Consider the following 15,634-nt stretch of genomic DNA (forward strand, 5'->3'; position numbering starts at 1 on the left):
ATCATAACTATTCGTACCTGCGCATCGATCGGCGCACGGCCGCACAAGGGGGCGCATGGCCAATATGGTCAGGGCATGACGACCGAGACCGACTCCTTCCCCCGACGGCACGCCCGCACCCAGCGCTTCACGCTCGGCGCGCCGCGTTCGTTCACCGTGGCGCCCGACGGCTCCCGTGTCGTGTTCCTGCGCTCCGGTTCCGGCACGGACCGGGCGAACTCGCTGTGGGTGCTCGACACGGAGGAGGGCACGGAGCGCGTGGCGGCCGACCCGCGCGCCCTCCTCGGGGGCCTGGAGGAGCATCTCTCCCCCGAGGAGCGGGCCCGGCGCGAGCGCAGCCGCGAGGGCGGGGCCGGCATCGTCTCCTACGCCACCGACGCCGCCGTGGAGCTGGCGTCTTTTGCCTTGTCAGGGCGGCTCTTCACGGCCGAGCTGCGGGCCGGGACGGCCCGTGAGCTGCCCGCCGCCCACCCGGTGATCGACCCCCGCCCCTCCCCCGACGGCCGCCATGTCGCCTATGTCGCGGGCGGCGCCCTGCGGGTCGTCTCCGCGGAGGGAGCGGACGACCGCGCACTCGCCGCCCCGGACGACGGCACCGTCTCCTACGGAATGGCCGAGTTCATCGCCGCCGAGGAGATGGGGCGCTCGCGGGGCTTCTGGTGGTCACCGGAGTCGGACCGGTTGCTGGTGGCGCGCGTGGACGACGCGCCGGTGCGACGGTGGTTCATCTCCGATCCGGCGCACCCGGAGCGGGAGCCGAGCCGGGTGGCCTACCCGGCCGCGGGCACCCCCAACGCCGATGTACGGCTGTTCGTGATCGGGCTCGACGGGGTGCGCACGGAGGTGTCCTGGGACCGGGCCCGCTACCCGTATCTCGCGCGAGTGCACTGGTCAGGGGCGGGTGCGCCGCTGCTGCTCGTGCAGGCGCGCGATCACCGCAGCCAGCTGTTCCTGGCGGTGGACCCCGACACCGGGGCGACCCGGATGGTGCACGCCGACGAAGATCCGACTTGGCTGGAACTTTTCCCCGGGGTTCCCTGCTGGAGCCCCTCAGGGCGGCTGGTGCGGATCACCGACGAGGGGGGTGCCCGACGCCTGGTGGTGGGCGAACGGCCGCTCACCGGGCCGCAGTTGCACCTGCGGGCGGTGCTCGACGTCTCCGACGACGATGTGCTGGTCGCGGCCTCGGCGGGCGAGGAGGCGGCCGAGCCGGAGATCGGCGAGGTGCATGTGTACCGGGTGAACGAGCTGGGGGTGGAGCGGCTCTCCCAGGAGCCCGGGGTGCACTCGGCGGTGCGGGCCGGGAACGTCACCGTGCTGGTCTCGGCGACCCTGGACCGGCCAGGTGCGCGGGTGCGGATCCTGCGTGACGGGAAACCGACGGGGGCTGTCCCGTCATATGCCGACGATCCCGGTATGTCGCCCCGGGTGACCTTGACCCATGGGGGCGCACGCCGCATCCCGTGCGCCGTGCTTATGCCCCGGGACTACTCCGGGAACGCCCCACTCCCCGTCCTCATGGACCCCTACGGCGGACCCCACGGCGCCCGGGTGCTGGCCGCGCACAACCCGCACCTGACCTCGCAGTGGTTCGCCGACCAGGGCTTCGCGGTGGTCGTCGCCGACGGCCGGGGCACCCCGGGCCGCTCCCCCGCCTGGGAGAAGGCCGTCCACCACGACTTCACCCTCTCCCTGGACGACCAGATCGAGGCCCTGCGCGACCTGGCGGCGTCCCACCCCCTCGATCTCTCGCGGGTCGCCGTCCGCGGCTGGTCCTACGGCGGCTACCTCGCCGCGCTGGCCGTGCTGCGCCGCCCCGACGTCTTCCACGCCGGGATCGCCGGCGCCCCGGTGACGGACTGGCGGCTGTACGACACCCACTACACCGAGCGGTACCTGGGCGACCCGGCCACCCGTCCGGAGACCTACGCCAAGAGCTCCCTCGTCACCGACGACGGGCTGTCCGGCGCCGGTGAGCCGCACCGCCCGCTGATGATCGTGCACGGACTCGCCGACGACAACGTGGTCGTCGCCCACGCCCTGCGCCTGTCCTCCGCCCTCCTTGCCGCGGGCCGCCCGCACGAGGTGCTGCCGCTGTCGGGGGTGACCCACATGACCCCGCAGGAACAGGTCGCGGAGAACCTGCTGCTCCTCCAGGTGGACTTCCTCAAGCGCTCCCTGGGACTGCCCAGGGACTGAGCCCGGCCCGCCGCTCAGAGCAGGCTTCCGATCTCCTGCGGCAGTTCGGGAGAGCCGGCGGTGAGGACGTCGCCCGGGACGGCGCCCTCCACCTCCGCGATCTTGTCCTGCATCAGGCGCATCTGCACGTCGTCCAGGTGGCCGACCGGGGTGCTCGTCGGCACCCCGGCGGCCTCCGCCACCGCCTGGGCGTACTTCACCGGGTTGTTGCCGTCCGAGGCGGGCGCGTAGCACTCGAAGGCGTCGAGGATGCTCAGGTCCCGGTACGGGCCGCGCTTGGGGCAGCTCGCCGTGCGCAGGAACGTGGCGATCGCCCGGTACCCGGTCTCCCGGGTCGGGAAGATCAGGAAGTTGTGCCAGTTGAACTTCCCGGGGTACTGCCCGTAGTCCGGTCCGCCGGGGCGGCCGGTGATGTTGCCGGGATTGTTGTTCAGCCAGGCGTAGGTGCCGGGGAAGCCCCGCATGTGCGGCCGGCCGCGGAAGATCGTTCCGTCGGAGTGCACCACGAACTGGAAGATCTCCTTGCCGTGCCCCTGGTAGTCGGTCGGGCCCTTGGAGCCCGGGAACCAGGTGCTGCGCGGGATCTCCTGCGCCATCGAGATCCGCCCGTCGAAGTACCAGACGTGGTCGCCCGGGGTCAGCCGTCCGCCGACGGGAGTGACGGGGGTGGCCGCTCCGGCCGGCGTCCAGACCGCGTCCACCGAGTCCGCGAACCCGGCCTCCGCCAGGCCCGGCCAGTTGCCGGCGACGGGCAGCGGGTAGCCGTCGTCCACCCGGTCGGCGGCGACGTCGTAACGGACGTACCGCCCCCGGCGGAAGAAGTACGCCTTGCCGCCGCCGGTGACGAAGCCTCCCTCGATGCCGTCCGTGAACCCCGTCTCGGCGAAGCCGGGCCAGTTGCCGCTCACCGGCAGCGGGTATCCGTCGTCGACCCGGTCGGCGGCGATGTCGTAGCGGAGGTAGGAGTCCCCGCGGAAGACGTACACCTTCCCGTTCCCCCAGTTCACCGCCGAGTCCAGGAAGGCGCCGAATCCGGCCTCAGCGAATCCGCCCCACGCTCCGCCGATGTCCGCCGCCCCGGCGTCCACGGCGAGCCGCCGCTCGTCGATGCGCAGGTAGGAACCGCCCTTGAAGAAGTAGAGCTTTCCGTTGCCGAGCGAGACGGCCGTGTCGATGCCCGACTCGAAGCCGGTGCCGTCGATCCCCGACCAGCCCGCGGTGACGGGTTTGGGATATCCGTCGTCCACGCGATCGCGCTGCAGGTCGTACCTGGCGTACATCGCACCGCGCAGGAAGAAGGCCCTGGTCATCACTGCTCGCCCTCTCGCGCGCCGGCCCGGTGGGCGGGCTCGGCAGCACGCGGTTCAGTTGCTGCGGGATGCCCGGGCCTGGCCGCGCTCGCCATGTCCCCCGCCGGCTGCCCGGGACGTGCTGGGCGCTCACTTCAAACATACGGCGGTCCCGTGCGGACCGCCTGTTCAGAGGCCGTTTTCCGCGGGCGGGCGCAGGGCCACGGGCCGGGATCCCCACAGGGTCCCGGCCCGCTTACGGCACCCGCACGGCCGTACGCTGTTCAGCGTCGCCTGTCCGTATATCGGAATCGAGTCCGCCAAGTTGCGTACGTGTTAACACCGTTGGCGGACATATGTACGGATGTGGGCGACAGGGCGGGGAGTTGCTAGGCGAGCCGCTCCTCCGGCGGCACCACCAGCTTCTCCTCGGCGAAGTGGCAGGCCGAGGCATGGGCCGCCGGGCCGCCCAGGGCGCGGTACTCGGCGGGCACCGCCAGCGCCGGGACCTCCACCGCGCACCGCTCCCGCGCCTTGAAGCAGCGGGTGCGGAAGCGGCACCCGGAGGGGATGTCGGCCGGGGACGGGACGTCACCGGTGAGGATGATCCGCTCCCGGCGCTGGCGGGCCTCCGGGTCGGGGACCGGGACGGCCGAGAGCAGGGCCTGGGTGTAGGGGTGGGTCGGGTGCTCGTAGATCTCGGTGTCGGTGCCGGTCTCGACGATGCGTCCGAGGTACATCACGCCGACCCGGTCGGAGATGTGACGGACGATCGACAGGTCGTGCGCGATGAAGATGTAGGAGAGGTCGAACTCGTCCTGCAGGCGCTCCATCAGGTTGATGACCTGCGCCTGGACGGAGACGTCCAGCGCGGAGACCGGCTCGTCGCAGATGATGATCTCCGGATTGAGGGCCAGGCCGCGGGCGATGCCGATGCGCTGGCGCTGACCGCCGGAGAACTGGTGCGGATACCGGTTGATGTACTCCGGGTTGAGACCCACCACGTCCAGCAGTTCCTGGACGCGCTTGCGGCGGTCGCCCTTCGGAGCCACCTCGGGGTGGATGTCGAACGGCTCCCCGATGATGTCGCCGACCGTCATCCGCGGGTTCAGCGAGGTGTACGGGTCCTGGAACACCATCTGGATGTTGCGGCGCACCGCCTTCAGCGCGGGCCCCGACAACCGGGTGATGTCCTCGCCCCGGTAGCGGATGGAACCGGCCGTCGGCCGCTCCAGGTTCACCAGCAGCTTGGCCACCGTGGACTTGCCGCAGCCGGACTCCCCGACGATGCCGAGGGTCTCGCCGCGGGCCAGGGTGAAGTCCACGCCGTCCACGGCGCGCACCTCGCCGACGCGCTTCTTGAAGACCACGCCCCGGGTCAGCGGGTAGTGCTTGACCAGACCGCTGACCTCCAGGATCGGCTCAGCCATCCAGGCACTCCCTCCAGAAGTGGCAGGCGCTGCCGCGGGTGGCGGACACCTCGAACAGCGAGGGCTCGTCGACCCGGCACAGGCCGCGGGCCAGCGGGCAGCGGGGGTGGAAGGCGCAGCCGGGCGGGATACGGGTGAGGTTCGGCGGCAGGCCCTTGATGGCGTAGAGCTCCTGGCCCTTCTGGTCCAGGCGCGGGACGGAGTCCAGCAGGCCGCGGGTGTAGGGGTGGGCCGGCGCCTTGTAGATGTCGTACACGGGGGCGGACTCGACGATGCGGCCCGCGTACATCACCGCGATCCTGTCGGCGACGTCCGCGACCACACCGAGGTCATGGGTGATCAGGACGAGGCCCATCCGGTACTCGCGCTGCAGCTCCGCCAGCAGGTCCATCACCTGCGCCTGGACGGTCACGTCCAGGGCGGTGGTCGGCTCGTCGGCGATGATCAGGGCGGGTTCGAGGGCGATCGCCATCGCGATCATGATGCGCTGGCGCATACCGCCGGAGAACTGGTGCGGGTACTGCCTGACCCGCTCCCGGGCGGCGGGGATGCGGACCCGGTCCATCAGCTCGACCGCCCTGGCCCGCGCGTCCCGCCAGGACATGCCCCGGTGGACCACGAACATCTCGCCGAGCTGGTCGCCGACGGGGATCACCGGGTTGAGGGAGGACAGCGCGTCCTGGAAGATCATCGCCATTCCGGCGCCCCGGACCTTGCGGCGCTCCGCCTCCTTCAGCTTCAGCAGGTCCCGGCCCTGGAAGATCACCTCACCGCCGGTGATCCGGCCGGGCGGCATGTCGAGGATGCCCATGACCGCCTGGGCGGTGACGGACTTGCCGGAGCCGGACTCGCCGAGGATCGCGAGGGTCTCGCCGGCGTCCACCTGGTAGCTGACGCCGTTGACGGCCCTGGCGACACCGTCCCTGGTGCGGAACTCCACGTGCAGGTCGCGGACTTCGAGCAGCACGTCGGCTCACCTCAGCTTCGGGTCGAGGGCGTCGCGCACCGCGTCGCCGAGCATGATGAAGGCCAGCACCGTGACCGCGAGGGCGCCGGAGGGCCACAGCAGCGCGTGCGGGGCGTTGCGGACGTACGGCGAGGCGGCGGAGATGTCGATGCCCCAGGAGACGCTGGGCGGCTTCAGCCCGACGCCGAGGTAGGACAGCGTGGCCTCGAGCGCGATGTACGTGCCGAGGGCGATGGTGGCGACCACGATGACCGGGGCGATCGCGTTGGGCGCGATGTGCCGCAGCAGCAGCCGGGTGTTGGAGGCGCCGAGGGCGCGGGCGGCCTGGACGTAGTCGTTCTGCTTGACGGTGATGACCGCGCCGCGGGCGATGCGGGAGATGGGCGGCCAGCCGAGCAGCACGATGAAGCCGATGACGGGCCAGACGGTGTTGCTGGTGATGACGGACAGCAGCACCAGGCCGCCGAGGACGACGGGGATGGCGAAGAAGACGTCGGTGACGCGGGAGAGGACCGAGTCCCAGACGCCGCCGAAGAAGCCGGCCAGCGCCCCGAGGACGCTGCCGAGCACGGCCACCCCGAGGGTGGCGAGGACGCCGACGGCGACGGAGGTGCGGGCGCCGTAGACGGTTCGCGTGTAGACGTCGCAGCCCTGCCCGTTGAAGCCGAACGGGTGGCCGGGCTGGGAGCCCTCCTGCGCCTTGGACAGGTCGCACTTGAGCGGACTGCCGGAGGCGATCAGCGAGGGCCACAGAGAGATGACGATCAGGAAGCAGATGATCAGGGCGGAGACGATGAAGACCGGGTTGCGGCGCAGGTCCCGCCAGGCGTCGGACCACAGGGAGCGGGGCGGGCCCTGCTCCCCGGTGCCGTCGGGACCGGCGGGCGGCCGCTGGAGGACCTCGGCCTCGTCCACGCCCAGCTCCGTGGTGCCGCCCAGACCGGCGCCCGCGAGGGCGCGTTCCGGCTCGTAGTGCTGGTCAGGCATAGCGGATCCTCGGGTCGAGTACGGCGTACAGCAGGTCGACGACGAGATTGCAGAGCAGGAAGACCAGGACGAGGACGGTGACGAAGCCGACCACGGTCTGTGTGTTCTGCCGCAGGATGCCCTGGAAGAGCTGGTAGCCGACGCCGTGGATGTTGAAGATGCGCTCGGTGACGATGGCGCCGCCCATGAGGAAGCCGATGTCGGCGCCGATGAAGGTGACCACGGGGATGAGCGAGTTGCGCAGCAGGTGCCGGACCACGACCCGCCGGCGCGGCAGCCCCTTGGCGACGGCGGTGCGCACATAGTCGGAGCGCCGGTTCTCGGCGATGGAGGTGCGGGTCAGCCTTGTGACGTAGGCGAGGGAGACCGACGCCAGCACCAGGCCGGGCACGAGCAGCTCGCCGAAGGGTGCCGCGGACGAGACGGAGGGGCGGATCAGGCCCCATTTCACGCCGAGCAGCAGCTGCAGCAGCAGGCCGGTGACGAAGGTGGGCACCGAGATCACGACGAGGGTCACCAGCAGCACCGAGGTGTCGACCGGGCGGCCCCGGCGCAGCCCGGTGAGCACGCCGAGGGTGATGCCGATGACGATCTCGAAGCAGATGGCGACCAGGGTGAGCCGGATGGTGACGGGGAACGCCGTCGACATCAGCTCGGTGACCTCCTGGCCGTTGAACGCCGTGCCGAAGTCGCCGGTGACGATGTTCCCCATGTAGGTGAGGTACTGCTGCCACACCGGCTGGTCGAGGCCGAACTCCTGGCGCAGCCGGGCGGCGGTCGCCGGGTCGCAGCGACGCTCGCCGCACAGCCCGGCGACGGGGTCGCCCATCACATGGACCATGAGGAAGATCAGCAGCGTGGCCCCGATGAACACCGGGATCATCTGGAGCAGACGCCGGACGACGTAGCGCCCCATGACGGCTCAGCTGACCTTGATCTCGTGGTAGACGGGGACGCTGAACGGGTTGAGCTTGACGCCGGAGAGCCGCTCGGACCAGCCGGCGCTGCCGTTCTGGTACCACAGCGGGATGGCCGCCATGTTGTCCCGGACGACCTCCTCGGCCTGCTGGAACAGCTCGACGGCCTTGGCGGGGTCGGACTCCCGGTTCGCACGGTCGACCAGGTCGTCGAACTTCTCGTTGGACCACTTGCCGTCGTTGGAGGAGGCGTTGGTGTAGTAGAGCGGCTGGAGGAAGTTCTGGATGAGCGGGTAGTCCATCTGCCAGCCGGCGCGGAACGGGCCGCTCATCTTGCGCTGGGTGATCCGGCTGCGGAAGTCGGCGAAGGTGCCGACGGGGCCTGCGGTGCAGGCGCGCTCGTTGTCCAGGGCGTTGTTGATGGAGTTGCAGACCGCCTCGACCCAGTCCTTGTGGGAGCCGGTGTCCGCGTTGAAGGTGATGGTGACCCGGCCGCCGGGCAGGCCGCCGCCCTCCTTGATGAGCTTCTTGGCCGCCTCCGGGTCGTACTCGCAGGCGTCGCCGCACAGCCCGTCCCGGAAGCCGCCGTCCTTGCCGAGGACCGGGGAGGTCCAGTCGGTGGCGGGGGTGCGGGTCTTGTGGAAGATGGTCTCGGTGATCTGCTTGCGGTCGATCGCCCGCGAGAGCCCGGTGCGCACCTTCTCCATGCCGGGCTTGTTCCAGGCCTTGTCGTAGTAGGGGAAGGCGAGGGTCTGCAGGATGCCGGCGGGGGTGTTGAGGTAGCGGTCGCCGAGATCCTTCTTGACGTTCTTCAGCTGGGCGGCGGGGACGTCGTCGACCAGGTCGAGGTTGCCGGCCAGCAGGTCGGTGTAGGCGGTGTTGTTGTCGGTGTAGACCTTCAGGTCGACGCCGCCGTTCTGGGCCTTGTCGTCGCCGGGGTACTCCTCCCAGCGGCGCAGGGAGATCTGGGAGCCCTTGGTGTAGGAGTCGACCAGGTAGGGGCCGTTGCCGACGGGCTTGGCGACCCAGGCGTCGTGGTCCTCGAAGAAGGCCCGGGGCAGGGGGGCGTAGGCGTTGTAGCCGAGGGTGTCGGGGAAGGTCGAGAACTTCTGGGTGAGCTTGACGGTGAAGGTCAGCTCGTCGACGACCTTCAGCCCGGAGAGCTTGTCGGCGGTCTGCTCACCGCTGTCCGGGTGGACCTTGTCGTAGCCCTCGATGTAGCCGAAGAAGTAGGCGTTGCGCTGGTTGTTCTTCAGGCTGGCACCGTAGTTCCAGGCGTCGACGAAGGAGCGGGCGGTGACCTTCTCTCCGTTGCTGAAGGTCCAGCCGTCCTTGATCTTGATGGTGAAGTTCTGCGAGTCCGAGGTCTCGATGCTCTCGGCGAGCATGTTCTCGGCGGCCCCGGTCTCCGGGTCGTAGCGCTTGAGCCCCCGGAAGATCATGTCGAGGACCTTGCCGCCCTGCACCTCGTTGGTGTTGGCCGGCTCCAGCGGGTTCTGCGGGTCGCCCCAGGAGGCACTGAGCACCGCCCCCGCGTCCGCGCTCCCGCCGCTGCTCTCGCTCCCGCAGGCGGTGGCCGCGAGAGCCACGGCGACCGCACCGACGACCCACCTGGCGTGCGTGCCTCCACGCATGGAGTGCCTCCTCGTACGTGCACCTGTCGATCCCTGAAGGCCCAATATCCGACAAATGGTGCACATTGCCTGGGTGCGACGCCTGTCCGGGGCGAAATCGGGGGCGGACTCCAGCCGTATGTACGTATCGCGGGGCTGCGGAGTACGAGGTGCCGGGGGCCGGGGCGCGGAGACGGCGGAACCCGGCGCCACCTGACGGGGCGCCGGGTTCCGGTTGGGGGGACGGGGCGTATGGGGGTTACGCCGCGTGGACCACGTCCTTCTCCTCGGCGAAGTGGCAGGCCGACTCGTGGGCAGCCGGGGAGTCGGAGCCCTTGAACCGCTCGGGGACCGCGAGCAGCGGCACCTCGGTGGCGCACTTGTCCTGGGCCTTCCAGCAGCGGGTGCGGAAGCGGCAGCCCGACGGCGGGTTGGCCGGGGACGGGACGTCACCGGTGAGGATGATCCGCTCCCGGCCCTCACGGGACTCGGGGTCCGGGACCGGGACGGCCGAGAGCAGGGCCTGGGTGTAGGGGTGGGTCGGGTGGTCGTAGATCTGCACGTCGGTGCCGATCTCGGCGACCTTGCCCAGGTACATCACGCCGACCCGGTCGGAGATGTGACGGACGATCGACAGGTCGTGCGCGATGAAGATGTAGGAGAGGTTGAACTCGTCCTGCAGGCGCTCCATCAGGTTGATGACCTGTGCCTGGACGGAGACGTCCAGCGCGGAGACCGGCTCGTCGCAGATGATGATCTCCGGGTTGAGCGCCAGGCCGCGGGCGATGCCGATGCGCTGGCGCTGACCGCCGGAGAACTGGTGCGGATACCGGTTGATGTACTCCGGGTTGAGACCCACCACGTCCAGCAGTTCCTGGACGCGCTTGCGGCGGTCGCCCTTCGGAGCCACCTCGGGGTGGATGTCGAACGGCTCCCCGATGATGTCGCCGACCGTCATCCGCGGGTTCAGCGAGGTGTACGGGTCCTGGAACACCATCTGGATGTTGCGGCGCACCGCCTTCAGCGCCCGCCCCGACAGCCGGGTGATGTCCTGGCCCTTGTAGAAGATCTCGCCGGCGGTGGCCCGCTCCAGGTTCATCAGCAGCTTGGCCACCGTGGACTTGCCGCAGCCGGACTCGCCCACGATGCCCAGGGTCTCGCCCTGGTACAGGTCGAAGGAGACCCCGTCGACGGCCTTCACGGCGCCGACCTGCTTCTTGAACAGGATGCCCTGGGTGAGCGGGAAGTGCTTCACCAGGTTGCGGACCTGCAGGATCGGCTCACCGCGCTCGACCGGCGCCTCGATGGCGGCGACGGCCTCCTCCTCGGAGTGGGCGTCGATCTCGGCCACCTCGGAGACGTTCGGCGTGGCGTCGACCGGCTCGTCCTTCTTGCTGAGCTCAGCCATTGATCGTCTCCTTCCAGAAGTGGCACGCCGAGGCACGGCCGACCAGTTCGGTCCCGTCCGCCGCGGTCACCGGGTGCAGCGGCGGGACATCCGTACGGCAGATGTCCTGCGCCTTGGGGCAGCGCGGGTTGAACGCGCAGCCGCTCGGGATCCGCGTCAGGTTCGGCGGCAGTCCCTTGATCGCGTACAGCTCCTGGCCCTTCTGGTCCAGGCGCGGGATGGAGTCCAGCAGACCCTTGGTGTAGGGGTGCGCCGGGCTCTTGTACAGCTCGTGCACCGGGGCGCGCTCCACGATCCGGCCCGCGTACATCACCGCGATCTTGTCGGCGACGTCCGCGACCACACCGAGGTCGTGGGTGATCAGGATGAGGCCCATCCGGTACTCGCGCTGCAGCTCCGCCAGCAGGTCCATCACCTGCGCCTGGACGGTCACGTCCAGGGCGGTGGTGGGCTCGTCGGCGATGATCAGGTCCGGCTCCAGGGCCAGCGCCATGGCGATCATGATGCGCTGGCGCATACCGCCGGAGAACTGGTGCGGGTAGTCGTTGACCCGCGCCGCGGCGGCCGGGATCTTCACCCGGTCCATCATCTCGATCGCCTTGGCCTTGGCGTCCTTCTTGGACAGGCCCTGGTGCACCCGGAACATCTCGCCGAGCTGGTAGCCCACCGAGAGCACGGGGTTGAGGGAGGACAGCGCGTCCTGGAAGATCATCGCGATCCTCCGGCCGCGGATCCTCCGGCGCTCCTCCTCGGTCAGCTTCAGCAGGTCCTGCCCGCGGAACATGATCTCGCCCTTGGAGATGCGTCCCGGAGGCATGTCGAGGATGCCCATGATCGCCTGCGCGGTCACGGACTTGCCGGAACCGGACTCGCCGAGCACGGCGAGGGTCTCGCCGGCGTCCACGGTGTAGTTGACGCCGTTGACGGCCTTGGCCACACCGTCCCGCGTGTGGAACTCCACATGCAGGTCCCGGACTTCGAGCAGCGGGCCGTCGAAGTCCTCGGCGCGCGGCTCGAGGACGGCGTCGGTCTTGTCGATGATGCTCACGTAACGCCTCCCTCAGCGCGACTTGGGGTCAAGGGCGTTGCGTACCGCATCGCCGAACATGAGGAACGCCAGCACCGTGAGGCTCAGCATCGCGGCCGGGAAGAACAGGACGTACTGCGCGGTGCGCAGGTAGTCCTTGCCCGCCGAGATGTCCTGGCCCCAGGAGATCGAGTCGGTCAGACCGATGCCCAGGAAGGACAGGGTCGCCTCGGCCGTGATGTAGCCGCCGAGCGCGATGGTGGCGACGACGATCACCGGGGCGACGGCGTTCGGAAGGATGTGCTTGAACAGGATCCGGCCGGTTCCGGCGCCGAGCGCCTTGGCCGCGGTGACGTAGTCGGCCTGCTTGACCGTGATCACCGAGCCGCGCATGACGCGCGCGATGGAGGTCCAGCCGAGGACCGCGAGGGACAGCGAGACCACGGGCACCGAGCGCTCGGAGAAGGTGTTCAGGACGACCATGGCGCCGAGCAGGAACGGGATGCCGAAGAAGACGTCGGTGATGCGGGACATCACCGAGTCGACCCAGCCGCCGAAGTAGCCCGAGATCAGGCCGACCAGACCGCCGAGCAGGGTCACCGCCACGGTGACCATGACGCCGACGAGGATCGAGGCGCGGGTGCCGTGCAGCAGCCGGGCGTAGATGGAGCGGCCCTGGTGGTCGTAGCCGAGCCACTCGGCGGAGAAGACGTGGCCGAGTTCGGGCTTCTGCAGGTAGTGCTTGGTCAGGTCGCCGTCCCGCGGGCTGACGTCGCCCGAGATGAACAGGTCCGGCACGGCGGCGACCACCAGCAGCAGCAGGATCAGACCCGTCGAGAGCAGGAACATCCAGTTGTGCCGCAGGTCGTACCAGGCGTCCGACCAGAGGCTGCGGGGCTTGCCGGGTGCGGGACCGGCGTCCGTGGCGAGGACGTTGTCCGTGGTGGTCGCGGCCTGGGCCGCCACGGCGGTGTCCGTTTTCGAGGCCAGCTCAGGCATAGCGAATCCTCGGGTCCAGGACCGCGTACAGCAGGTCGACGATCAGGTTGACGAAGAGGTAGATGAGCACCATCACCGTGACGATGCCCACCACCGTCGCTCCCTCGCGGCGGCTGAGGGCCTGGTAGACCAGGTTTCCGATGCCCTGCACGTTGAAGATGCCCTCGGTGACGATGGCGCCGGTCATCAGGTTGCCGATGTCGATGCCGAGGAAGGTGACCACGGGGATCATCGAGTTGCGCATCAGGTGCATGGAGATGATGCGCCGGCGCGGCAGACCCTTGGCGACCGCCGTGCGCATGTAGTCCGCGCGCAGGTTCTCCGCGATGGACGTACGCGTCAGACGCGCGACATACGCCAGGGACAACGAGGCGAGGACGACGGCCGGCAGGAACAGCTGACTGAAGTTCATCGAGTCCTGGACGGTCGGCGTGGTCCAGCCGAGCTGCATCGCGAACAGCCACTGGAACAGGAAGCCGAGCACGAACGACGGCACCGAGATCAGCGCCAGCGTCAGCACGAGCACACCAGTGTCGGTCTTCTTGCCCGCGCGCATGCCGGAGAGGATGCCCAGCGACACGCCCACCAGGACGGTGAAGACGAAGGCGATGATGGTCAGACGGACGGTGACGGGGAAGGCCTCGGAAATGACCTCGGCGACCGGGCGCCGGCTGGCGATCTGGGTACCGAAGTCACCCTGCGGCAGGCCGGCGAGGTAGTTGACGTACTGCTGCCAGAGCGGCTTGTCCAGCCCGTACTCCGCCTTGATCGCCGCAATCTGCGACGGGTCCACCGACTGTTCTCCGTACAGCGCACGCACGGGGTCGCCGGGCAGCGCGTACATCATGAGAAAGATCAGCAGGGTCGTCCCGATGAACACCGGGATCATCTGGAGCAGTCGCCGCGCGACGTAGCGCCCCATGGTTCCTCCATGTCGGTCACAGCGGGAGAGGCCGACGGGCTGTCCGCTCCGTGTTCCGGAGACTCACGCCCGTCGGCCCCCCGCCGGCACCGGTGACGGCCCGGAAAGGGCCGTCACCCGCGTGCGAACTGTTCGATTACTTCTTGAGGACCTCGACGTCCTGCAGGACCGGGTCACCGTTGTTGTCGAACTTCACGTTCTTGACGTTCGTGGAGTAGCCGTAGTTGGCCTTGTAGTACCAGAGCGGGATGGCCGGCATCTTCTCGAACATGGCCTTCTCCGCCTCCTGGTAGGCCTTGATGGCGCTGTCCAGGTCCTTGGCGTTGTCGCCCTTCTTGAAGAGGCCGTCGATCTCCTTGTCGGCGAAGCCGGAGGTGTTGCCGGCCGCCTTGGAGCCGTACAGGTCCCGCATGAAGTTGACGTTCAGCGGGTAGTCCTGCACCCAGCCGCCGCGGTACATGGACTTGACCTTGTGGGCGTCACGCGTGTCCAGGTCGGTCTGGAAGTCCGGCTTGGAGTCGCCGGCGCACTCGACACCGGTGGCCTTGCGGATGCTGTTGCAGACCGCCTCGACCCACTCCTTGTGACCGCCATCCGCGTTGAACTGGATGAAGATCTTGTTGCCCGGAACGCCGCCGCCCTCCTTGATGAGCTGCTTGGCCTTGTCCGGGTTGTAGGTGAGGATGTCGCCCGCGATGCCCGGCTGGTAGCCGGCCACGCCCTTGGCCACGAAGCTGGTGGCGGGCTCACGGGTGCCGTTGAGGACGGTCTTGGTGATCGTCTCGCGGTCGATCGCCATGGACAGACCCTGCAGGACCTTGGGGTCGATGTCCTTCCACTGCTTGGTGTAGAAGGCCGGGACGATCGACTGGACGGCGTTGTACGGCTCGTCCACCGCGCGGTCACCGAGGTCGGTCTTGCGCTTGGGCAGGTCCTTCGGACCGATCTGGCGGATGATGTCCAGGTTGTTGGAGAGCAGGTCCTGGTAGCCGGCCTCGACGGTGGTGTAGTTCTTGAAGATCACACCGCCGTTCTTGGGCTTGTCCGCGCCCTTGTAGTCGGCGTAGGTCTTGACCTCGATCTGCTTCTTGTGCTCCCACTTGACGAACTCGTAGGGGCCGTTGCCGACCGGCTTCTCGCCGTAGGCCTCCGGGTCCTTGAAGAATCCGCTGGGCAGCGGGGACCAGACGTCGTAGCCGAGCTTGTACTCGAAGTACGGGATCGGCGAGGAGAGCTCGATGGTGAAGGTCTTGTCGTCGATGACCTTCAGACCGGACATCTTGTCGGACTTCGGCTCACCCTTCTCCGGGTGGACGTCCTCGAAGCCCTTGATGTCGGAGAACCAGTAGCTGTTCGTCTGGTTGTTCTTGATGTTGGCGCCCCAGTTCCAGGCGTCAACGTAGGACTTGGCCGTCACGGGCTCGCCGTTGTGGAACTTCCAGCCGTCCCTGAGGGTGACCGTCCAGACCTTGTTGTCCTCGGTCTTGATGGACTCGGCGTTCTCGTAAATGATCTTGCCCTTGTCGTCGAAGTCGACAAGCTGGGAGAAGATCGCACGGATGACCTTGGAGCCGTTCGACTCCTTGGCGTTCGCGGGCTGGAGCGGGTTCTGGGGCTCGCCGACGTCGACCGAGAAAATGCCCTTCGGGTCGACCTCGCCCTTGCCGTTGTCGCTGCCGCTGTCGCCGCTTCCCCCACCACAGGCGGTCGCGCCCAGCGCCACAACCGCGGCTATCGCGACCCACTTGGCGCTCTTGGCACCGCGCATGGGTTCCTCCTCATGAGTCCATTGGTTCACCGCAAAGAAGAGCACACGACATGTCGCCGTCCACCGCCCGTCGCCGGTGCCGGAGATCGTCAGGTGCCCCCGCGCTCG

12 protein-coding genes are annotated in these 15,634 nt (G+C 68.9%); 1 reads left to right on the top strand and 11 read right to left on the bottom strand.

The features are described 5' to 3' along the window. The first annotated feature begins 75 nt into the window (after positions 1-75). On the top strand, positions 76-2,199 hold the full coding sequence (locus HCJ93_RS12355) for a S9 family peptidase (protein WP_167994200.1): 2,124 nt from the start codon (positions 76-78) through the stop codon (positions 2,197-2,199). 14 nt (positions 2,200-2,213) lie between these two features. On the opposite strand, the gene HCJ93_RS12360 is transcribed toward HCJ93_RS12355, so the two are convergent. From HCJ93_RS12360 to HCJ93_RS12410, 11 genes are all read right to left on the bottom strand, one after another. After that, positions 2,214-3,509 carry a hemopexin repeat-containing protein gene (locus HCJ93_RS12360; protein ID WP_167994202.1) on the bottom strand — a complete coding sequence of 432 codons (1,296 nt, stop codon included), beginning with the start codon at positions 3,507-3,509 and terminating at the stop codon, positions 2,214-2,216. A gap of 368 nt (positions 3,510-3,877) precedes the next feature. Beyond that, positions 3,878-4,918, bottom strand: coding sequence for an ABC transporter ATP-binding protein (locus tag HCJ93_RS12365; protein WP_167994204.1), 1,041 nt, complete (start codon positions 4,916-4,918; stop codon positions 3,878-3,880). Continuing rightward, positions 4,911-5,885: an ABC transporter ATP-binding protein gene (locus HCJ93_RS12370; RefSeq protein WP_167994206.1), complete on the bottom strand. Its 975-nt coding sequence runs from the start codon at positions 5,883-5,885 to the stop codon at positions 4,911-4,913. The genes HCJ93_RS12365 and HCJ93_RS12370 overlap by 8 nt, the downstream gene beginning before the upstream one ends. 6 nt (positions 5,886-5,891) lie before the next feature. Then, positions 5,892-6,872, bottom strand: a complete 981-nt coding sequence (locus tag HCJ93_RS12375) for an ABC transporter permease (RefSeq protein ID WP_167994208.1) — start codon at positions 6,870-6,872, stop codon at positions 5,892-5,894. After that, on the bottom strand, positions 6,865-7,788 hold the full coding sequence (locus HCJ93_RS12380) for an ABC transporter permease (RefSeq protein ID WP_167994210.1): 924 nt from the start codon (positions 7,786-7,788) through the stop codon (positions 6,865-6,867). The genes HCJ93_RS12375 and HCJ93_RS12380 overlap by 8 nt, the downstream gene beginning before the upstream one ends. A 6-nt stretch (positions 7,789-7,794) precedes the next feature. Then, on the bottom strand, positions 7,795-9,423 hold the full coding sequence (locus HCJ93_RS12385; RefSeq protein ID WP_167994212.1) for a peptide ABC transporter substrate-binding protein: 1,629 nt from the start codon (positions 9,421-9,423) through the stop codon (positions 7,795-7,797). A gap of 238 nt (positions 9,424-9,661) precedes the next feature. Continuing rightward, the gene (locus HCJ93_RS12390; protein WP_167994214.1) at positions 9,662-10,810 is read right to left on the bottom strand and encodes an ABC transporter ATP-binding protein; all 1,149 of its coding nucleotides are present in this window, start codon (positions 10,808-10,810) and stop codon (positions 9,662-9,664) included. After that, the gene (locus HCJ93_RS12395) at positions 10,803-11,858 is read right to left on the bottom strand and encodes an ABC transporter ATP-binding protein (protein WP_167994216.1); all 1,056 of its coding nucleotides are present in this window, start codon (positions 11,856-11,858) and stop codon (positions 10,803-10,805) included. The genes HCJ93_RS12390 and HCJ93_RS12395 overlap by 8 nt, the downstream gene beginning before the upstream one ends. Before the next feature lie 12 nt (positions 11,859-11,870). Next, the gene (locus tag HCJ93_RS12400) at positions 11,871-12,836 is read right to left on the bottom strand and encodes an ABC transporter permease (RefSeq protein ID WP_167994218.1); all 966 of its coding nucleotides are present in this window, start codon (positions 12,834-12,836) and stop codon (positions 11,871-11,873) included. Then, positions 12,829-13,758 (bottom strand): ABC transporter permease, encoded by a 930-nt coding sequence (locus HCJ93_RS12405; protein WP_167994220.1) that lies wholly within the window; start codon positions 13,756-13,758, stop codon positions 12,829-12,831. Before HCJ93_RS12405 ends, HCJ93_RS12400 begins: the two co-directional genes overlap by 8 nt. Before the next feature lie 136 nt (positions 13,759-13,894). Further along, the gene (locus HCJ93_RS12410) at positions 13,895-15,526 is read right to left on the bottom strand and encodes a peptide ABC transporter substrate-binding protein (protein ID WP_167994222.1); all 1,632 of its coding nucleotides are present in this window, start codon (positions 15,524-15,526) and stop codon (positions 13,895-13,897) included. Between the last annotated feature and the right edge of the window lie 108 nt (positions 15,527-15,634).

Origin of the sequence: Streptomyces composti (assembly GCF_012034205.1) — a bacterium.
GTDB lineage: Bacteria > Actinomycetota > Actinomycetes > Streptomycetales > Streptomycetaceae > Streptomyces > Streptomyces composti.